This is a genomic window from Peterkaempfera griseoplana (assembly GCF_001418575.1).
In the GTDB taxonomy this organism is placed as follows: Bacteria; Actinomycetota; Actinomycetes; order Streptomycetales; family Streptomycetaceae; genus Peterkaempfera; species Peterkaempfera griseoplana.
Map to the genome: position 1 here is coordinate 12,396 of NZ_LIQR01000070.1, position 19,099 is coordinate 31,494.

General features: G+C 72.6%; 15 protein-coding genes. 10 read left to right on the forward strand and 5 right to left on the reverse strand.

The window, feature by feature from the left end:
- Positions 1-150 precede the first annotated feature (150 nt).
- Both AOK09_RS05675 and AOK09_RS05680 read right to left on the reverse strand, forming a co-directional pair.
- The gene (locus AOK09_RS05675) at positions 151-795 is read right to left on the reverse strand and encodes a DUF1707 SHOCT-like domain-containing protein (RefSeq protein WP_055586012.1); all 645 of its coding nucleotides are present in this window, start codon (positions 793-795) and stop codon (positions 151-153) included.
- A 192-nt stretch (positions 796-987) separates the two neighbouring features.
- Positions 988-1,785: an alpha/beta fold hydrolase gene (locus tag AOK09_RS05680; RefSeq protein WP_079062782.1), complete on the reverse strand. Its 798-nt coding sequence runs from the start codon at positions 1,783-1,785 to the stop codon at positions 988-990.
- A 61-nt stretch (positions 1,786-1,846) separates the two neighbouring features.
- On the opposite strand from AOK09_RS05680, the gene AOK09_RS05685 reads away from it, so the two are divergent.
- Positions 1,847-2,266, forward strand: a complete 420-nt coding sequence (locus tag AOK09_RS05685; protein ID WP_055586013.1) for a MarR family winged helix-turn-helix transcriptional regulator — start codon at positions 1,847-1,849, stop codon at positions 2,264-2,266.
- Positions 2,267-2,608: 342 nt separating this feature from the next.
- On the opposite strand, the gene AOK09_RS05690 is transcribed toward AOK09_RS05685, so the two are convergent.
- Positions 2,609-4,153: an MFS transporter gene (locus AOK09_RS05690; RefSeq protein ID WP_407675350.1), complete on the reverse strand. Its 1,545-nt coding sequence runs from the start codon at positions 4,151-4,153 to the stop codon at positions 2,609-2,611.
- A 219-nt stretch (positions 4,154-4,372) separates the two neighbouring features.
- Between AOK09_RS05690 and AOK09_RS05695 the strand changes: the two genes are divergently transcribed.
- On the forward strand, positions 4,373-5,368 hold the full coding sequence (locus AOK09_RS05695; protein ID WP_079062783.1) for an RNA polymerase sigma-70 factor: 996 nt from the start codon (positions 4,373-4,375) through the stop codon (positions 5,366-5,368).
- 76 nt (positions 5,369-5,444) lie between these two features.
- On the opposite strand, the gene AOK09_RS43070 is transcribed toward AOK09_RS05695, so the two are convergent.
- Together AOK09_RS43070 and AOK09_RS05705 are read right to left on the reverse strand one after the other, a co-directional pair.
- Positions 5,445-7,097: a hypothetical protein gene (locus tag AOK09_RS43070; protein ID WP_055586014.1), complete on the reverse strand. Its 1,653-nt coding sequence runs from the start codon at positions 7,095-7,097 to the stop codon at positions 5,445-5,447.
- Between the two features lie 298 nt (positions 7,098-7,395).
- The gene (locus tag AOK09_RS05705) at positions 7,396-7,944 is read right to left on the reverse strand and encodes a TetR/AcrR family transcriptional regulator C-terminal domain-containing protein (RefSeq protein WP_055586015.1); all 549 of its coding nucleotides are present in this window, start codon (positions 7,942-7,944) and stop codon (positions 7,396-7,398) included.
- A 53-nt stretch (positions 7,945-7,997) separates the two neighbouring features.
- Between AOK09_RS05705 and AOK09_RS39965 the strand changes: the two genes are divergently transcribed.
- The 8 genes from AOK09_RS39965 to AOK09_RS05740 all read left to right on the forward strand — a co-directional run.
- The gene (locus tag AOK09_RS39965) at positions 7,998-8,162 is read left to right on the forward strand and encodes a hypothetical protein (RefSeq protein WP_157875808.1); all 165 of its coding nucleotides are present in this window, start codon (positions 7,998-8,000) and stop codon (positions 8,160-8,162) included.
- Positions 8,163-8,184: 22 nt separating this feature from the next.
- Positions 8,185-9,042: an alpha/beta fold hydrolase gene (locus tag AOK09_RS05710; protein WP_055586016.1), complete on the forward strand. Its 858-nt coding sequence runs from the start codon at positions 8,185-8,187 to the stop codon at positions 9,040-9,042.
- Positions 9,043-9,387: 345 nt separating this feature from the next.
- Complete coding sequence (locus AOK09_RS41250; RefSeq protein WP_055586017.1) at positions 9,388-11,505, forward strand: hypothetical protein; 2,118 nt, start codon at positions 9,388-9,390, stop codon at positions 11,503-11,505.
- A gap of 452 nt (positions 11,506-11,957) precedes the next feature.
- Positions 11,958-12,467, forward strand: coding sequence for a hypothetical protein (locus AOK09_RS05720; RefSeq protein ID WP_079062785.1), 510 nt, complete (start codon positions 11,958-11,960; stop codon positions 12,465-12,467).
- Positions 12,437-13,855 carry a hypothetical protein gene (locus tag AOK09_RS05725; RefSeq protein WP_079062786.1) on the forward strand — a complete coding sequence of 473 codons (1,419 nt, stop codon included), beginning with the start codon at positions 12,437-12,439 and terminating at the stop codon, positions 13,853-13,855. Before AOK09_RS05720 ends, AOK09_RS05725 begins: the two co-directional genes overlap by 31 nt.
- On the forward strand, positions 13,852-15,276 hold the full coding sequence (locus tag AOK09_RS05730) for a vWA domain-containing protein (protein WP_055586018.1): 1,425 nt from the start codon (positions 13,852-13,854) through the stop codon (positions 15,274-15,276). Before AOK09_RS05725 ends, AOK09_RS05730 begins: the two co-directional genes overlap by 4 nt.
- A 22-nt stretch (positions 15,277-15,298) precedes the next feature.
- Positions 15,299-16,405: an ATP-binding protein gene (locus AOK09_RS05735; RefSeq protein ID WP_055586019.1), complete on the forward strand. Its 1,107-nt coding sequence runs from the start codon at positions 15,299-15,301 to the stop codon at positions 16,403-16,405.
- Positions 16,402-19,099 (forward strand): DUF5682 family protein (locus AOK09_RS05740; protein ID WP_055586020.1); only part of this gene is annotated, 2,698 nt, incomplete at its 3' end. The genes AOK09_RS05735 and AOK09_RS05740, both read left to right, overlap by 4 nt.

Below are 19,099 nucleotides of genomic sequence, written 5' to 3' on the forward strand. Positions count from 1 at the left end.
AGGCCCTCGTGCGCCACCCCGGACCGCAGGGCCGGAACCGGCGCTGGGCGGCCCGGCGTCCGCGGCACCCGGACCACGCGACTCCCGCCGGGGCGGAGCAGTCGAACCCGGCATGCTCCGGTCGGCGGTGACCGGTACGCCACTTCGGGATCAGTAACCCGGGGTGCGGGAGACGGGCCTGCGCAGCAGCCACTGCAGAAACGTACGTTTCCCGGGCCGTACCACCACCCGGCCGAAGGCCTTCTGCCCGACCAGCTCGACTCGCAGAGCCACCGGCGTACCCGGATCGGCGCGGTCCTGGCGGTGGTCGACCCTGCTGTGCACCAGCTGCAGTCCGTCGGTGTCGACCACGATGCCCGGCCTGGTCACCAGCGTCAGGTTCTTCCCGGTCATGGCCACGTCGATCCGCAGGACGTCATGCGTGATCACGGCTTCGGTGAGGTCGAGGGTCACCTCGCAGAACGTCGTCGCGAGTTCCATCCTCCGCGGCACCACCCAGCGGCCCTCCCGCCTGACGGGGCCGCTGTGGACCTGCTCGATCCGGACCACGTCCTTGGCCCCGGCGCCGGCCGACGCGGACGGCAGGTCGGCGGTGAGCACCGTCAGTTCGCTCAGAGTCCGCGCCGAGAGGGCCGCCTCCAGACGTTCGTCCAACTCGTCCGCGGTCAGTCTGCCGTCGCCCGCGGCGACACGCAGCACTTCCACCACCCGGTCCCGGTCCGCGTGGGAGGCCCGCAACTCGGGCGGTGAGCCGGGTCCGGAGGGCTTCCCGGTGGGCGAGATCTCTCCCGACATGCTTCCGTCCTGGTCCTGGCGAGGGTCTCCGCGCGACTTCGGCAGCGGCGCGACTGGGTGGTCAACGCTATATCGCGACATAGATCCCGGCCAAGCCCGATCGGGGAGAGACGTCGGCCGACGCGGATCCCCGTACGGCCCGCACCGTGCAGCGGGCGGGAGGCGGCGGCCGCACCGGCTGACCGCCCAGGGTCACTCGGCGTCGGCGGAGGAGGCGGCCGTCCGCCGCAGGTGCCGATCGATCCGGGCGTGGACGGCCTCCGGCTGTTCGATCTGGGGAAGGTGACCGGCCCGGGGGATCACATCGAGTCGCCCGTCACCGAAGGCCTCGGCGTAGGCCGCACCGTAGGCGGGGGTGACGATGCGGTCGCTCTCGCCCCAGAGCAGGAGAGCCGGGACCTGCACGCGCCGCAGTCGGCCCAGGAGTGTCGGGTCGTGCATGTAGGGGTCGCCGGCGAGGGCGCGCATGGTCGCCGCGTTGGCCTGGCGCTGGGCGAGTTCCCCGGCCGGGACGGTGGCCGGGTCGCGGTGGTAGCGGTCCGGGTCGTGCCAGGAGTGCTCCGCGAGGCCGCGGGCGTCCAGGGTGAAGATGTCGGTGATCGGTTCGCCGTGGACGTCGACGCCGACGGCATCGATCAGGACCAGTCCGGTGATGACGCCCGTGCTGTCGCGTGCGGCCATCTCGGCGGCCGTCCAGCCTCCGAGGGAGGATCCGACGACGAGGACGTCGCGCAGCCCCCGGTCGTTGAGGAGACGGAGGTAGGCGAGCGCCAGGTGGTCGATGCCGGTGAGCCAGGCGGGGCGGTGGGTGCCGTCCCATCCCGGGTGCACGGGCGTGATGGTGTGTGCGGTACGGGACAGGTGCTGGGCCAGGCCGGCGACGGTGGCGGGGCCTCCGCCGCCGTGCAGGACGAGCACCGGCCTGCCGCTTCCGGCCTCGGTCAGGGTGAGGGGCAGGTCGGCGTAAGGGACTGCGGTCTCCGTGGTCATGCCTTCATGCTAACTAAACTTCTTTATATAAGCTAGCTTGGTTGTGCCGTAGACTCGCTCCATGCATGGTGAGCTGCAGGAACTTGGCAGAGCGGTGAAGCAGGCCCAGTATCGGCAGCACCGGGCGCTCGACACCGCCCTCGCGGCGGCCGGCACGACACTGGCCCAGTGGGACGCCCTGCGCGCGATCAGCCGCTCACCCGGCGCGTCGGCGCGCGAACTGGCCGTGGCGACCTTCCAGACCGAGCAGGCCTTCGGAGCGCTCGTCGGCCGCCTGGCGGCACAGGGCCTTGTCGAACGCCGCCCAGGGCGTGGCCGCCGCATCGAGCACTATCTCACCCCGGCAGGCGAGCTGGTTCTGACCGCCGGTCATGAGATCGCCGACGAGGTGCTCGCCGCCTGCTTCACCGCCCTGACCGACACCGACCGTGCGACCCTGCTGGGTCTCCTTCAGCGCCTCACGGCGGAGCAGAACGTATAGGCCCCCGGCCGCCAGCCCCGGCGAGTCGGCGGCCGAGAGGTCGAGGCCCCGGTCGTGGACGAAGGCCGGGGGCGTCCGCCGACACCGGTGCGCGCGGCGGTCCGGCCCCTGCGCGATGCGACGGCCGGACCATCGAAACCCTCAGCCGTCAGCCGCGCTGCGGTCACCCAGGTCGCCCAACCCGCCTCGGCGCGGCGGCGATCCCGACCGCAGCAGGTCCAGCAGGCATGCCACCGGCAGGCGAGCGACCGGCCCCGGTGATGCGGGGGGTCGGGAGAGCACCCGGCGTCCGGATCGTGCTCCGGACGCCGGGCCCCCGGTCTCCCACCGAGCGGCGAGGTACTACCGTCCGGCCGTCGCCGCCAGCGGGGACGGCTCGCTGGCGGGCCTCTCTCCCTGCCGGGTCAGGGGGCCGCGCCGGAGCAGTGCGCCGCAGACGACGGCTCCGGCCGCGAAGATGCCGGCGCACCACCAGAAGACCGTGATGTCGCTGTGGACGGCCGCCGCCTGAAGCAGTTGCGGTGTCGGTCGGCCGCGCCCGTGGCCGGCCAGATAGTGGGCGCCCGCTCCGGCGGCGATGGTGTTGAGCAGCGCGGTGCCGATCGAACCGCCCAGCTGCTGCCCGGTGTTGATGCTCGCCGAGGCCACGCCCGCGTCCTGCGGTGCCACGCCGAAGGTGCCGGTGGCGGCCACCATGCCGAAGATCAGGCCCATACCCGCACCGGTCACCATGATCGGTCCGAGCAGCGTCGACGCATACCCGGAGTGGACGCCGATCCTCGTCAGCCAGACCATGCCGCCCGCGTTGAGCAGCATGCCGGCGACGACCATCGGCTTGGGGCCGAACCGGGGCATCAGCCTGGTGTTCCCCAGGGTGGCCATGATGCCGCTGAGCGCCACCATCGGCAGCAGGGCGACGCCCGAGCGGACCGCCGAGTACCCCAGCGTCACCTGCATGTAGTAGATCAGGAACAGGAAGACGCCGAAGGTGGCGGCCCCGATGGTCAGGACGGTGAGATAGGCGCCGGCCCGGTTCCGGTCCAGTACGACGCGGGGCGGCAGCAGCGGTTGCGCGGCACGGGACTGCCAGAGCGCGAAGACGATCAGCAGCCCGGCACCGGCGACCAGAAGGCCCCAGGCCGAGGGTGTGCGCCAGCTGTTGTGCGACGCTGCGTTGGAGAAGCCGTAGACCAGGCAGAACATCCCGCCGGAGACCGTGACCACGCCCGGGACGTCCAGTCGCCCGCCCGGGGTCCGCTGCTGCCTGCCCACCAGCAGCGCGCCCCCGACCACCGCGACCGCCGCGATGAGCACATTGACGTACATGCACCACCGCCAGGACAGATAGGAGGTCAGCGCGCCGCCGACCAGCAGGCCCAGCCCTCCGCCGGCGGCCGCGACCGCGCCGTAGACACCGAACGCCTTGGCGCGCTCCCTGGGGTCCTTGAAGGTGGTGGCCAGCAGCGACAGGGCGGACGGCGCCAGCAGTGCGCCGAAGACCCCCTGGCACGCCCGTGCCGTCACCAGCATGGAGAAGTCGACCGCGGCGCCGCCGACGGCCGAGGCCGCCGCGAAGCCGACCAGCCCGGTCAGGAAGGTCACCTTGCGGCCGATCAGGTCGGCCAGCCGGCCGCAGAACAGCAGCAGGCCGCCGAAGGAGAGCGCGTACGCGGTCACGACCCACTGTCTGTCGGCGGCGGTGAACTTCAGTGCGTTCTGCGCCGACGGCAGCGCGAGGTTCATCACGGTCAGGTCGAGGACGACCATGAGCTGGGCGACGGCGATGACGGCGAGAACCAGCCACCGCCTGGGGTCCGCGGCCGCCGTCCCGATCGCCACCGGGCCCGGTCCGGTCGCGGGGGCCGCACTGTGTGCTGCCACGATCATCTCCTTGTCGCATCAGACGGACTGAGGTGCCGACTGGTGGTGTTGCGTGCCGCCCGGAACGTCCGGGCGGCGCTCTGACGAACACCAGACGTCCGCGCCTCGGCCCCTGTGACAGCGCGGCGATGTGACGAGGGCCACCAGGGGCGGCTGTCACAGGGTGGCCGGGGCCGGCGTCTGGTGCGTGTGGCGGTGCTGGGAGCGAACAGGCAGGAGCCGGTGATGAGCGAGCGCGACGAACCGACGACGGGGACGGCCGAGCCGACCGGCCCTGCCGAGCGCGCGGACGACCCGGCCGTCCCGGCCGTCGCCGCCGAGCCGGCCGACCGCGCCGGTCGCGTGGACACCGCCACCGAGGCCTTCGTGGCCCACCGCAACCTGCTGTTCACCGTCGCCTACGAGATGCTGAGTTCGGCCACCGACGCCGAGGACGTCCTGCAGGAGACCTGGCTGAAGTGGGTGGGCGTCGACCCCGGGACCGTACGGGACGCCCGTGCCTACCTGGTGCGGATCACCACCCGGAAGGCGCTGGACCGCCTGCGTGCGCTCGGCCGGCGCAAGGAGTCCTATGTCGGGCCGTGGCTGCCCGAACCGCTGCTCACCGCGCCCGACGTGGCCGAGGACGTCGAACTCGCCGAGAGCGTCTCCATGGCGATGCTGCTGGTGCTGGAGACCCTCACGCCGACCGAGCGGGCCGTCTTCGTCCTGCGTGAGGTGTTCGACCTGGGCTATGACGAGATCGCCGAGGCGGTCGACAAGTCCCCCGCCGCCGTACGGCAGATCGCCCACCGGGCACGGGCCCACGTCGCCGCACGCCGACCGCGCGGCACCGTCTCCCCGTCCGAGACCCGGGCCGTGCTGCAGGCGTTCCAGCAAGCGGTCGAAACCGGCGACCTGCAGCGCCTGCTGGACATCCTCGCGCCGGACATCGTCGCCCTGAGCGACGGCGGCGGGGTCAAACACGCCCTGCTGCGCCCCGTCGCCGGAGCCGCCCGGGTGGCCCGCCTCCTGGCCACCGGCTGGTACAACCGCGACGGCGAGAGGTCCGTCGAACCCGTGCAGATCAACGGCAGCCCGGCGCTGCTCGTCCGGCTCGACGGGGAGATCGACGGCGTACTGGCCGTACGGATCGACAACGGCCACATCACCGGCCTCTACAGCGTGCGCAATCCCGAGAAGCTGTCACGGGTGGAGCGGGAGACCGCCATGAGCCGCTGAGGGGACGGGAAGCCGGAGCGTGCGCGGCCCGCTGATCCGTCCAGCGGGCCGCACATGCCCCGGCGCCGGCCGGACGTCAGTTGACGTCGACGTAGTCGGGGGTGGCGGTGGCGGTGAGGTAGTTGGGGCTGGTGGTCCACCAGGTGGCGGTCCAGGTGCCGTCGAGCTTGGCGGTGTAGTGGGCGGTGAAGGTGCCGTGGCTGTCGGTGCGGGCGGTGCCCATGCGGGTGGCGTGGGTGGAGCCGCGGGGGGTGAAGTAGAGGGTGACGGTCTGGCCGGTGGCGGCACTCCAGACGGAGGAGGTCTTCTTCTGCAGGCGCCCGGTGACGGTGAGGGTGCGGCCCTTGCGGACGGGCTCGGGCGAGGCGTTGAAAGCGGTGATCCGGGTGGCGTAGCGATGGGCGCGGCGGACGGGGCTGGTGGAGGGCTGGTTGTCGGTGTTGCCGGTGAAGCGGGCGCGCCAGTAGCCGTCGTTGCGGGCGGCGAAGGAGGTGCTGAAGGTGCCGGTGGTGGGGGCGTCCTTGGTGCCGGGGCTGACGGTGAGGGTGCGGATGGTCTGCCAGCCGGTGGTGCCGTTGGCGGAGTACTCCAGCTGGACATGCGCTCCGGAGGGCCAGGTGCGGCGGGTGACGCTGTCGCGCAGGGTGCCGGTGACGTGGAGTCGGGAGCGGTCGTCGAGGGTCGCGGTCAGCGTGGTGGCGGTCTTCCAGACCGTGCGCACGGTGGTGCGGTGGCTGCTGGTGGCGAGCCACAGGTCGCCGGGGTCGGTGTCGCCGGTGCTGACGGTGACGGTGCGGTTGCCCGTGATGGACAGGGTGCAGGTGTAACGGCCCGAGGCGTCGGTGGCGGCGGCGGGGCGGCCGTCGGGGCACAGCACGGGTGTGCGCGGCAGCGGCACCCAGGTGCCCTGGGCGGTCTGGATCTCTGCGGTGCCGCTGACGGCGGCGGTGGAGCCCTCGCGCAGGGTGACCCCGGCGGGGCCGGAGATACGGGTCAGCGAGCGGCGTACGGTGACCGGCTGGGCGACGGCGGTGGCCGGGGTGTCCGCCCCGGCGCCGGTGCGCGGCACGGCCGCGAACGCGGTGACCTGCTGCGAGGCGGCGGTGGGAGTGAAGGACCGGCTGAAGTGGCCCGCCGCATCGGTGGTGGACGCAAGCAGGCCGGCCGCCCCGGGCAGGACGTCGACCTCGTACCCGGCGCCGACCGCAGCGCCCGGCCCCGGGTCCTCGGGGGTGTCCTCGATCAGGGTTCCGGTGACGGTGACCTGCTGGTGCAGCCAGTCCGCAGCGGCGGCGGAAGCGGACAGCCCGGTGACCCGCAGCGCGCTGCGGTAGGGGAAGGGGACCTGCTGCTCCTCGCCCAGCACATTGCCCCCGGCATCGCTGAGCTGCAGGAACGCATGGTAGACGGTGCCCCGGACCAGACCGGGGAGGTGGTCGCTGCTCCACAGGGTCTCGCCGTCGGCGAGACGGCCGGCCGTGTGGAGGTCGACGACGGCGGCCGGCGTGCCGGTGAGCGGACTGACGCCCGGGGCGAAGATGCGGGCGGTGACGGCACCGACAGGGGTGGCGCCGTCCGTGGTGAACAGACGCAGATAGCCGGGCGCTGCGCCGCTGGAGTCGATGCGTATCCGGGGTGCGCTGGTGTCGGCGTGCGCCACCGGGGCGGTGCTCAGGGCCAGGGCCGCGGCGGTGGCCAGGGCGGGCAGGACGCGGCGGGCGTGTCGCACGGATTCCTCACAGGGCGGAGCGGATGATGCCTGGTCGGGCCTGAGATGCGTCCTGACCAGGCCTGGAGATTAGCCGAGTGGTGACGCGGCGTTGAGGGCGGGGCCGATGCTTGGCCGGGCGGCCGAGCCGGGGGCGGTGGCTGCGTCGTCTGCGGGAGCACCGCAGGTCACCGCTGCGGTCGGTGGCCTGCGTACCGGCGCGGTCGTCGACGTCCCCCGTCGAGTTCCCTCGTCGACGTCCCTGGAACTGTGTCCCGGCCATGGGGCCGTCTGCCGCCCTCCCCAGAGCCGGAGTTGTTCAGGGCAAGGTCGCCCGGATGCCGGTGAGGATCAGTTCGAGGCCGTTGTCGAAGGCGAGGTCGCGGCGGTGTCCGGGCCACGCGGAGGCGTCGGTCTTGCGGGCCTGCTCCTCGAGGGTGTGGCCGTTCACATAGGCCAGCACGGTGTCGACCGCGGTCACCGCGGCGTCCGGTGTGGTGCCTGCGGCAACGAGGGCGCCGACGAGGTCGTGGAAGCCGGCGGCGGCCTCCGGTCCGGGAGTGTGGAACGTGGACATGAGGCGGGCCCCGTCGCGGTGCGCCAGCATCAGCTGGCGCAGGCTGCCCGCGGTGCGGCGCAGTTGCTCGTCCCAGGGGGCGTCCGCTGGTGTCCGCGCCTCGCCGCGGGGTGTCGACAGATGCACGACCATCGCATCGAGCAGGGCCTGCTTGCTGGGGTAGTGCCGGTAGAGCGCGCTCGCCCTGACGCCGAGACGGGATGCCAGGAGCCGCATGGTGAGCCCGTCGATGCCGACCTCGTCCAGCAGCTCGATCGCGGCCCGCAGGACCTCGGTGCGCCGTTCCCCCATCGCCGTCTCCCCGGCCTTGACAGTCCCGCCTCGCAGAAGTGAACAATGTACACGTGAACGATGTTCACGTCGATGCGACGGATGCGCAGACCGGCGACGGGGGCGTTTCGCGTCGGCGCATCGGCCTGGGGCTGCGGTTCCCGTGCGCGGCCGCCGGCGCGGGCGCGGGCGCGGTACGCGGTCCGGTGGACAGGGCACCGGCTGCTTCGGATGCGTGATCACACCAGGGGGAGGAACGGGATGACCCGCACGGACCCGTACAGGAAAGCGTCCGTCGTCTCCAGGGACGGAACGGTGATCGGCTACCGGGAAACGGGGCGCGGCCCGGGACTTGTTCTGCTGCACGGAGGCCTGAAGTCCTCGCAGGATCTCCTGCGACTCGGCCGGCTCCTGGCGGACTCCTTCACGGTCTGCATTCCCGACCGGCGCGGCCGCGGGCTGAGTGGCCCGTTCGGGGACGAACTCGGCGTATCGCGCGAAGTGGAGGACATGCAGGCGGTCATCGCCGGGACCCGGGCTCGCCATATGTTCGGTCTGAGCGCGGGGGCGCTGGTCACCCTGCGGACGGCGCTCGAAATGCCCGCGATCGAAAGGGTGGCGCCCTATGAGGCGCCCTTCTCCATCGCCCGTTCCGTACCGACGGAGTGGGTGCCCTCCTATGAGAGGCAGCTTGCCGAGGGCCGCACTTCCGCCGCGGTCATCAGTGTCATGAAGGGCCTTGGTACCGAGCCTCTGTTCCAGCGGCTCCCTGGCCGGCTGCTCGTACCGGCGATGGCCGTCGTCATGCGGCTCCAGGGGAACGGCAGCGCCAGCGACGTCAGGATCCGCGATCTGGTGCCGACGATGCGCAACGACATGCGGATCGTCGACGAGATGAGCGACACGCTCTCCGACTATGCGAATCTCGACATCCCCGTCCTCCTCATGCGCGGGACCAAGGGGCCGTCCTATCTCAGGACCGCAGTGGAGGCCCTTGCCGGCACATTGCCGAAGTCCCAGGTCGCCGTCCTTCCCGGCCTGGGCCACGACGGCCCGGAGGACGACGGCGGACCCGACCGGGTCGCCGGGGAACTGCTCGCATTCTTCGGTGGTTCCTGATTCTCCCGTCCCGGGAGAACGCAATCCGGAGCCCTTCCGATCAGCGCGACACCGGACGCGCTGGCAGGTGCGAGGCAGCACCTGCGCCCCGGGGCTTGCGGGAGCACATGACCGTTGCAGCACCAGGGCACCCTCCGGGACCGGCCCGCCGTCATGCGAACCGTCGGGTTCGGGCGAGTCGACCATCCCTGGCGTGCGCCGCGGATCCGTGTTCCGACCGGGAAGGTGCGAGCGCCAACTGATGTGTCCCGAACCAGTAGTGATGGAGCATCACCGTAATCGTCAGCGACTAGGGTGGCGGGTGACCCTGCACCCCCACCTCCGGTAGCGACAGGAGCAGGACCGATGACCGGCTATGTGATGGCCGCAACCGAAGCCGACGGCGAACGCCTCGGGGAACGCACCGTCTCCACGGCACCCACCCTCGGCGAAGCCGCCGAGTTCGGCGGGAGTCATCGGACCAACTATGTGTCGGTCCGTCATGGTGTCGACCGCATCACCCTCTACGGCAGAGACGCCACCGGCACCTGGTCGCTCCTCGTCGCCGATGCCCCCGCCGCCGTCGTCGTGGAGATGCGACGCCGGCACGACGCCCAGTGCCGGCCAGAGCCGGACTGGGACGACAGCCCCCGGGCCGACGACCCCTTCGCCCACGCCTTCGTCCCTGACGACGGTTACGTACTGACCGCCGTGGGCGTCGACGGTGAACCCCTCGGGACGCGCGTCAGCCCCACGGCGCCCACCCTCGCCGAGGCCGCCGACCTCGGCGATCTCCACCGGGCGGACTATGTGGCAGCGGGCCGGAGCGACGGCGACGTGGTCACGCTCTACGGGCGGGACGCCGGCGGCTCCTGGTCGGTGGTCACGGCCGATGTCGATGTCGAGACCGCCGAGGAGGTGTGTCTCTGGTTCGACCTCACGCAGCACTACCGGGGCCGGTCGCCGGACGGCGCCGACCCCCACCCTCTGGACCGGGCCCCGGCACCCGAGCGCGGGCAGCTGGCCGCAGCACAGGCGATCTCGCTGGTCGTGGAGCGGATTCAGGCACGCGGCCTGGACTACCCAACGCAGGGGCTGACGGCGGATCGCTTCGATGCGGGCTGGAGCGTGTACGCGCCGGTGGAGGTCGACGAGAGCGACCCGATGGCGTTCCTGGACATGCCGGTGGGCCGGTCGGTCTTCCTGGTCAGCGATGCCGGGCGGGTCAAGGAGACGTCGAGCTCGGTCCCTCCGCGGCAGGCGGAGGAGCTGTTCTCCGCGGAGGAGGCGTACGTCCGCCGCGGGCTCGCGGAGGAACGGGCGCTTGCCGACTTCAGGGACGAGGTGATGCGGCTCGACGCGGAGTCTGCAGGCGCCGCCGGCATCAGCTCGTTCACCGTCGACACCCCCGGTGCGGAGGTGTTCGCGGCCAGGGCGTCCGGGCTGCTCGGCCCCATCGCACAGCAGTTGGCCCTGCTCGGCCCGCCGGGGTGGGACCGCTTCGAGGCGGTCTTCTCCTTCACGGTCTCCGGTGAGGTCGCCCAGCTGCGGTTCGGGTCCGGGGGCCGGAGCACCGAGGCACGCGTACCCGAGCAGATAGCCGTGCTGGTCCGCCGGCAACGGCACCTCGCGGGGCGGATGCCGGCCGGACCGTGGTGGCGCCTGCTGCTCAGCGTCGACCACAGCGCCGGCACGAACGCCCGGATCACCACGGAGTACGACTACGGCGACCGGCCCTTCCCCGACGACCAGCTGCTCGCCCCCGAGCACTACCGCGACGACCTCGCCGCCTACCCGCGCACCCACACCCCGGAATGGCTGGCCGCACACATCGCCGGCGCCGGCCGGCCCCGCACCGCGACCCGCTCGGCACCGCAGGGCGCGCCGTCTCCCGCGCCGTCGGCCCAGCGTGCCCGGACGCCGGTCCTCGACACCAAGATCGGCTGGACAGGTCTGTACGCCGACCCCCAGGTGATCACCTACGGAAGGAAGTCCCTCGCGCTCGACCAGGTGGAGTGGGTCAGCTACTGGGCGACCCAGACCGCCGAGAAGCGCTTCATGTTCCCCACCACCTACGTCAACACCTGGGACTTCCGGGTGGGCCGGTACCCGTACCGCGGCGGACCGCAGGTCTCCGTGCCCTTCTCCAGGTACGGCCGGCAGGCACAGCAGCCCGAGGAGTGGACGTTCCTGGTGAACCTGGTCAGGCAGTACCTGGAGCCCCGGTTGCTCACCGAGCTGGTCACCCGGGTTCGCGGCGGCGGGACCGTCACGGTCGGCGGCAGCGTGAAGGTGAGCCAGGACGGCATCGCGTGCGACAAGCCGCGGCTCTCCCTGCCCTGGCATTCCATCAGCGCCCCGCAGCAGCGCAACGGCATGGTCTGGATCCACCAGGCAGGCGTGGAGAAGCCGGCGCTGACCGTACCTCTGAGCCACCCCAACGCGGCATTGATCCCGGACCTCTTCGCCGCGCTCACCTCCTGACGTCACCGGGCCCACCGCTCACCCCGTCGTGGCCCCTGCGGCGGGCCTCCGCGACTCCCCGGCCGCAGGGCGTACCGCCGCGGCGGTCAGCGGTCCGCCGAGCGGCGGGGGGACGGCGGCCGTGACCCCCGGGGGTCGCCGTCCTGCCTCCGGCGTCGCCTGCGGGCCGGCCGGCAGCTCACCGGTTTCGTCGCCGCCCCCGCCGCTCACTCGCCCAGCGGCTTCCTCCCCTGGCACGGATCCCCTCCCAGGCGTGCGGGGACTCACATCAGCGGTGTCGTCCACAGGACAAGGGGACGCTGGTATCGGCGGCGAATCGGACGGTGGCGACCGGGGCCGCCCTCCCGCTGCGGCCCCGGCTCCGGACGCGCTGTCAGTGGCGGCTTGTACGTTGATCGAGTTCCGCCGCTCCGGCGTGATCCCCCTTTCTGCCTGCCTGAGGAGGCACCGCCTTGCCCGTTTGGGAGGAGTCGAGCCTGTCCCGCGTGGTCCCGCCCGCGCGGCCGCGCAAGCTTGCGAAGGTCCCGTTCGTCGAGCTCGCCGAGGGCCGTCTGCAGGGCGTGGTGTCCAGCGGTTCGGACATCTCGCGGGTGTATGTGTCGTCGGTTGCGGCGGGGAGCTTCGGCTTGGTGTGCCGCACCAACAACAACCGGCCGTGCGGAGGCCTGCGCGGCGGTCTCTGCAACCACATCCTGGCCCTGACGGGTGAGGCCGTGCTGCAGTACGGCGGCGGCCGTGTCGCCCGCTACCTGCAGACCGACACCGCCGACGCAGACCCGGCCGCACAGCAGATCACGCAGGCGATCGGCGCCGGCCGCCCGCAGCAGGCCGATGACGGTGCCGCCGTCGCGGGGCAGGTCTTCGCCCGGTTCCTGCGCCATCTGACCTATCTGGAACTGCCGGCGACCACCGCGCCGGTGCCGGAGATGCACTGGTTCCCCGCCGTCGGGGCGGTGGCGTGATGCGGCTCGACCTGCTCCTCGGTGAACTGCCCGGTCTCGCCGAGGCACTGGCCGCCGTCGACGCCTTCGACCAGGCCCTCGCGGGCGGCCTGCTGCGCCCCCAGCCCGCCCAGGCCGCAGGCCTCGCCGCACTGGCCGACGCGGTCGCCGCGTCCCCGCTGGCCGACCGGGTCGCGGAGGCGGCCGGGAAGGCCGCGGCCGGGGTGGCGGACGAAGAGCACCTCACCGCGCTTGCCGCCGCGCGCACCGCCCTCCTCGGGGCGGTCCACGATGCGCTGCTGGCCCGCGTGGACGAGGCCACCGGCCGCACCCGGGACGACGCCGAGGCGTTCGTACCGGGCGAGACCCCGAGCCCCAACCTGCTGACCGCGGCCCGCGCCTGGCTGTGCGACCTGGCCCGGGCCGGGTGGCGGGGCATGGACCATGAGCTGGTGTCCGCCGCGGCGCCGGTCGTCTCCGCGCTGCTCTCCGACCCGGCGCTCCGCAGGCCGGCGCTGCTGCTGGACGGCTTCGCCGCCGAACTCGCCGCCTCCTGCCCGGGCCGGACGCTCGACCGGATACCGCTGCGCCGCTGGGCGGACCTGTGGACGCGCGGCATGCTGCTGACCCGGCCCGGGGCGCTCACCGCGCCGGCGGCGACCCCGGTGAGCGGGCGGCTGCTGCCGCTCGGCGTGGATGTGCACGAGCACGCGACCGCCGTCCAGGCGCAGGTGCACGCGGTCCTGGAGCCTGCCGACGGCGGCCCGTCGCGCCTTGTCCGGGCGTCGGTGTCGGCGCCGAAGCCGGACACCGTGGTCGGCGCCGGCCTGTGGCAGCTGCTGCGCCCGCACCTGTCGCTGCTGGCCGCGGCCGGGGACGGCCGCGCTGTGGAGCTGACCGGAATGCCCGTGACCGGTGAGGGCGATCTCCTGTGGAGCGACGAGCACGCCCGTCCCGGTGAGCAGACCGATGTGTTCGCCACCGCCCGGGTGGCCCTCCCGGCCGTGACGGGCGGGCCGGCCGCACCGCTGGACCGGCATCCGGCGCGGATCGCGGAGCCCGTCCTGGTGGAGGGCTACACCGTCGAACGCGACGGCGAGGCCCTGGTGCTGGCCTCGGCCGCAGGGCGCCTGACGGTCGATGCGAGCCGTGTCCCGGCCGCGTCGCCGCTCACCGCACAGGCGGTGGCCGCGTCCGGGGCCTGTATCGGGCTGCTGCGCTGGGATTGCGGGGAGTTCCGGTTGCAACCGCTCGCGGTCCGGACCACCGTCCGGAACAAGGCCGCGTCGGTGCAGGCCGGAGCATGGGCGGGCGGCACCAGCGACAAGAACGCGGCCAAGGCGGAGAAGGCGGCCGCCGACGCCGTCGCAGCGCTGCACGAACGCGCGGGAAGGCTGCTGCGCCGATGACCGACCACATCGACCGGACCGCAGTCACCACGGTCGCGGCTGCCGGGGAGTCGGCCGCCGACCGGCAGGCGAACCGTCGTCAGGTCCTGTACTGGCGCATGCTGGCGCGCCTGTTCGACCCGGAGGAGCAGCCGGCGCTGGAGACCGCGTCGCTGGAGGTCGTGGAGCACCTGGGCCTGCCGGCTGCGCTGCTCGACCCGGGCGCGTCGATCGACGCGGTGGTGCAGCGACATCCGCAGCTGGCCGCCGAGTTGGACGCGCTGATGGTGCCGGACCCGGACGCCCCCCGCGATCGCGACACGGAGGTGCGGAGCGCAGCCCTGGTGTCCAAGGTGCTGCTCAATGCGTTCGCCACCGGGGCGGGGGAGGTCACCGCCGGGCAGCTGGCGCGCTGGCAGTCGGACGCCGGGTGGCTGGAGCGGGCGCTGGGCTGCCAGCCGGGCCACCTGCGCTCCGGACGCCCCGGCGGCGGGGTCGGCCCGACCGGCACCGGCGGCCCCGGGGCGTCCCCGAACCTGGACGTGCTCATCCCGCAGATCGGCCCGGAGCTGGCGTCCATCGAGGCGGACCTGGTCAGACGGATGCGGCTGAGGGAGCTGCTGGCCGACAACGGGCTCGCCGCGCAGATCACCCCGAGCATGTCGCTGATCGAGCAGTTGCTGCGCGACAAGGGCAACCTCGACGGGGTCGCCCTCGCCAACGCCAAGCGCCTGATCCGCCGGTTCGTCGACGAGGTCGCCAAGGTGCTCCGCACCCAGGTGGAGAAGGCCGGTGTCGGCGAGCTGGACCGCTCGGTCCCGCCCAAGCGGACCTTCCGCAACCTGGATCTGCAGCGCACCGTCTGGAAGAACCTGCCCAACTGGGACCCGGACAGCGAGCGGCTCTACGTCGACCAGCTCTTCTACCGGCACACCGCCCGCAGGACGCTGCCGCAGGACCTGATCGTCGTCGTCGACCAGTCCGGGTCGATGGTCGACTCCATGGTCAACTGCACCATCCTCGCCTCGATCTTCACCGGGCTGCCCCGGGTGCGGGTCCACCTGGTCGCCTACGACACCCAGGCCCTGGACCTGACCCCCTGGGTGCACGACCCGTTCGAGACGCTGCTGCGCACCAAGCTCGGCGGCGGCACCGACGGCACCGTGGCGATGAACCTGGTCCAGCCGAGGGTCTCCGACCCGCGGAACACCGTGGTGGTGTGGATCAGCGACTTCTACGAGTCCCGCTGCGAGCAGCTGTTCCAGAGCATGGCCGCCATCCACCGCTCGGGGGCGAGGTTCATCCCCGTCGGCTCCGTCACCAGCGCGGGCCGCGGCTCCGTCAACCCCTGGTTCCGGGAGCGGTTCAAGGACCTCGGCACGCCGGTGCTCTCCGGCCACATCCGCAAGCTCATCGCTGAGCTCAAGAACTTCCTCGCCTAGAGCCCAGAAAAGGATCCCTGACATGTCCGACCTGCTGCGCGCCCCCGCCGAGCTCAAGTACGCCGACGAGCTTGCCTTCCTGGAGTCCTGCGATACCGACCCCAAGCCCTTCACCTGGCGGCTGTCGCCCAAGATGGTCCGCACCTTCGTGCTCGGCTCCCAGCCGGGCGACCGGCTGGACCGCAGGATCGAGCAGAAGTGGTTCGGCGAGGCGTCGATCGTCGAGCGCGCCATCGTCACCCTCGCCTCCGACCGCGGGCTGCTGCTGATCGGCGATCCCGGCACCGGCAAGTCCTGGCTGGCCGAGCTGCTCGCCGCCGCGGTCTGCCGCGACTCCACCCTGGTGGTGCAGGGCACCGCCGGCACCACCGAGGACCACATCAAGTACTCGTGGAACGTGTCGATGGTGATCGGCAAGGGCCAGTCCCGGGAGTCGATGATCCCCTCCCCGATCATGACGGCGATGGAGACCGGTGCGATCGGCCGGTTCGAGGAGCTCACCCGCGCCACCAGCGACGTCCAGGACGCCCTCATCAGCATCCTCAGCGAGAAGTACATCTCGGTGCCGGAGCTGGACACGGACAACATCGTGTTCGCCAAGCCGGGGTTCTCGGTCATCGCCACCGCCAACAGCCGGGACCGCGGCGTCAACGACCTCTCCTCCGCCCTGAAACGCCGCTTCAACTTCGTCCGCATCCCCGTCGTCACCAGCAGGAAGAGCGAGGCGGAGATCGTCCGCTTCCGTACCGAGGAGCTGCTGCGCCGCCACGAGATCGACCTGGACGTACCGCCGACGCTGCTGGACGTGCTGCTGCAGAGCTTCGCCGACCTGCGCGAGGCCTCCGCGGCGGCCGGCAGCGACGACGAGCGCCTGGAGTCGGCGCTCTCCAGCGCCGAGCAGATCGGCGTGCTCGAGGACGCCATCCTGCACAGCAACTTCTTCGGGGAGCGGGCCCTGAGCGCGCGTACGCTGGCGGGCTCCCTCGTCGGCTCGCTGGCCCGCCGGGACGAGGACACGGCCATCCTCAGCAAGTACCTGCACGGTGTCGTCGCTCCGCGCGGTGAGAACAGCGGGGACTGGACCGAGTTCCTCCAGGGCGGCCAGGGCGCGCTGAAGGCCCTCGCATGAGCGGCACCGGTCCCGGGGGCGTGTTCGACGCCCTGCGTACCCAACTCCAGGACGCCGCAGCCGCGTTCGCTGACGGCCCGGACGCCCTGCAGGGCCTCCTGCTCGGCATGGTCGACGACGTCGACCGCGCCGTCCGCGAACCGCTGGAGGTCTTCCCCGTCTGCCACCACAGCCCGGCCTCCGCCGTCGCCATGGCCCGGCGGCTGCGCGAGAAGCAGCCCGCGGTGATCTACCTGGAGCTCTGCGAGGATCTGGCGCCGCTGCTGCCGGAGCTGCGCAACTGCACCCTGCCCGTGGCGGTGCAGAGCTTCGCGACCGAGCTGGACGGCTTCCCCGCCCAGTGGGCGCCGCTGTCCGTGGTCGCGCCCATCACCGAGGCGTCGGCCGAGTACCAGGCCATCGCCTACGCCCAGAGCACCCCCGGTGTCGAGCTGGTCCTGGTGGACCGCTCCAGCGACCACGTCTTCCAGTGGGAGCCGCGCCGCACCGCCGACACCGCGCCGGGCGAGCCCGGTGAGGAGGAGTCGGGGCTGCACGGCGACGCGGTGGGTGTGGAGATCGGCGACCTGCGTCCCAGATTCGCGCAGCTGGAGGAGCATCTGCTGCGCAACGGCCGGGTGCGGCACTGGTCGGAGTGGTGGCACCAGTTCGTCGAACTGCCGCTCGGCGACGCCGACCACGACACCTACCGCCAGGTGATGTTCCTGATCGGCTCCCTCTTCCGGCGCCTTGCCCCCGGCGACGCCGAGCGGATCCGGGTGGACGAGGACCGGGAGCGGTACATGTGGACGCGTGTGCGCGAGCACCTGGCCGCCACCGGCACCGACCCGGGGGACGCGGTGTTCGTCTGCGGGGCGTTCCACGCCGCCAGCCGCGTCGCCGAGTTCGGCAGCGCCGGGAGCGACACCTACGAGATCTCCCCGCGGACCGGTACGACATGGCAGTACGGGCTGATCCCGTCCAGCCACACCGCCATCGAGGCACAGTTCGGCCTCGCCCCGGGGTCGGTGTCCATCGCCGCGGCCCAGTGGGCCAAGAACCTCAGACGCACCCGCACCGTGCCGTTCCGGTTGGAGGGCCAGGCCGGCGGGCGCAGGGCGACCGGGAGGACCCCGGCCCGCGCCCCCGCCACGGCCGCTCCCCGGGCCGGTGCCCCGGCGGAGGACCGGCTCACCGGGTTCCTGCAGCGGCCGGGCGCCCTGGACACCCTCGACGAGGCCGAGCTGCTCGGCTGGTCCGTCGACATCGTCCACGCCGCCCGCCGCAACGGCTACCTGGCCTCCACGGCCGACGCCATCGCCGTCTTCGAGCACGCGATCCTGCTCGCCGGCATGCGGGACCGGGCGAAGCCCACCCCGTACGACTTCCAGGACGCGGCGGTCACCTGCATCGAGAAGGACACCGTCCCGGGCCGCCGGGACGTGCGGCGCCTGGTGGAGATCATAATGGGCGGCGACCGGATCGGCCGGGTCGGCTACGCCGCCCTGCCGCCGCTCGCCCGGGACGTCCACGACCGGCTCGCCCCGCTGGGCCTGGACCTGCAGCAGCGCGGCGTCAGACGCGCCCTGCTGGACATCCGCACCCGGCCCGAGCTGGAGCGCTGCTCCGACCTGCTGTGGATGCTGCGCCACCTGATGCCGGCGGGCGCCGTCCGCCCGATCATGGGCGAACGCGAACTGGGCCGGCGCCCCATCCAGGAGTCCTGGGACGTCGCCCTCGGCACCCACCAGCGGGCCCTGATCGAACTCGGCTACGAGGGCGTCAGCGTCGAGCAGGTCCTGGAGCAGCGGCTGCGCCGCACCGCCTACCACCCGCAGGCCACCACCGCCCAGGTCCTCGGGGCGGTCGAGGACGCCGTCCTCCTCCTGCGCTCCGGCCGGCTCGCCGAGGAACTCGGCAGCCACGCCCTGCACGTCCTGGCCCAGGAGCGGACCGTGGACAGCGCCCCCGACGTCCTGCGCCGCATCCGGCGGCTGCTCGGCCACTACCGCACCAGCGAACCGGTGCTGCCGGCCTGGATCCAGTCCTTTGTGACCACCGGCTATGCGCACTACTGCACCCTGCTGCCGCGCGCGTTCGCCGACGAGGACGCGACCACCCGTCAGATCGCGGCGATGCTCGGGTTCCTGTTCACCCTGGAGTCCCTCGCGCTGTCGCTCGGCTGCGACCACACCCAGCTGGAACTCGCCGTCGCCCAGTCCCACCCCGAGGAGCCCTCCAAGGTCGCCCTGCTGTGGGCCGCCCAGGTCCAGCTCGGCCGCCTGTCCCGCGACGAGCTGCGTGAGCGGTGCGACGAACTGCTCGGCAACCCGCTCGTCCTGCCCACCTACCCGCGCTACCTCAGCGGCCTGGTCCACGCCCTGGAACCCGTGCCGGGGCTGACGGACATCGTGGTGGAGGCGGTCTCCCAGGCCTTCGGCCGCCTCCCCGACCCGTTGCTGCTGCCCTGGCTGCCCACCCTGATCACCAGCCTGCGCGCCGCCGGAGCCGACCTGGCCCAGCTGCTCGTCCGTGAGGCCGGGAGGATCTTCCCCGGCGGCCTGGCCGACCTCGACACCTGGGTGCCACCGTGGCGGCACCCCGCCATCGCCATCGCCCGGCCGCCGGGACGGGACCGAACGGCCGTGGGGGCTGCGCTGCTCTCCGCCCATCAGGCGGCGTGCGACGCTGCCGCCGCGCTGCTCGGGTGCGAGG

What these genes read in the sequence shown, in the direction of transcription:
- AOK09_RS41250 (WP_055586017.1), top strand. Translation starts at nt 9,388, where the DNA reads ATGACCGGCTATGTGATGGCCGCAACCGAAGCCGACGGCGAACGCCTC.
- AOK09_RS05705 (WP_055586015.1), bottom strand. Translation starts at nt 7,944, where the DNA reads ATGGGGGAACGGCGCACCGAGGTCCTGCGGGCCGCGATCGAGCTGCTG.
- AOK09_RS05685 (WP_055586013.1), top strand. Translation starts at nt 1,847, where the DNA reads ATGCATGGTGAGCTGCAGGAACTTGGCAGAGCGGTGAAGCAGGCCCAG.
- AOK09_RS05695 (WP_079062783.1), top strand. Translation starts at nt 4,373, where the DNA reads ATGAGCGAGCGCGACGAACCGACGACGGGGACGGCCGAGCCGACCGGC.
- AOK09_RS05735 (WP_055586019.1), top strand. Translation starts at nt 15,299, where the DNA reads ATGTCCGACCTGCTGCGCGCCCCCGCCGAGCTCAAGTACGCCGACGAG.
- AOK09_RS05730 (WP_055586018.1), top strand. Translation starts at nt 13,852, where the DNA reads ATGACCGACCACATCGACCGGACCGCAGTCACCACGGTCGCGGCTGCC.
- AOK09_RS05710 (WP_055586016.1), top strand. Translation starts at nt 8,185, where the DNA reads ATGACCCGCACGGACCCGTACAGGAAAGCGTCCGTCGTCTCCAGGGAC.
- AOK09_RS05680 (WP_079062782.1), bottom strand. Translation starts at nt 1,785, where the DNA reads ATGACCACGGAGACCGCAGTCCCTTACGCCGACCTGCCCCTCACCCTG.
- AOK09_RS05675 (WP_055586012.1), bottom strand. Translation starts at nt 795, where the DNA reads ATGTCGGGAGAGATCTCGCCCACCGGGAAGCCCTCCGGACCCGGCTCA.
- AOK09_RS05690 (WP_407675350.1), bottom strand. Translation starts at nt 4,153, where the DNA reads ATGATCGTGGCAGCACACAGTGCGGCCCCCGCGACCGGACCGGGCCCG.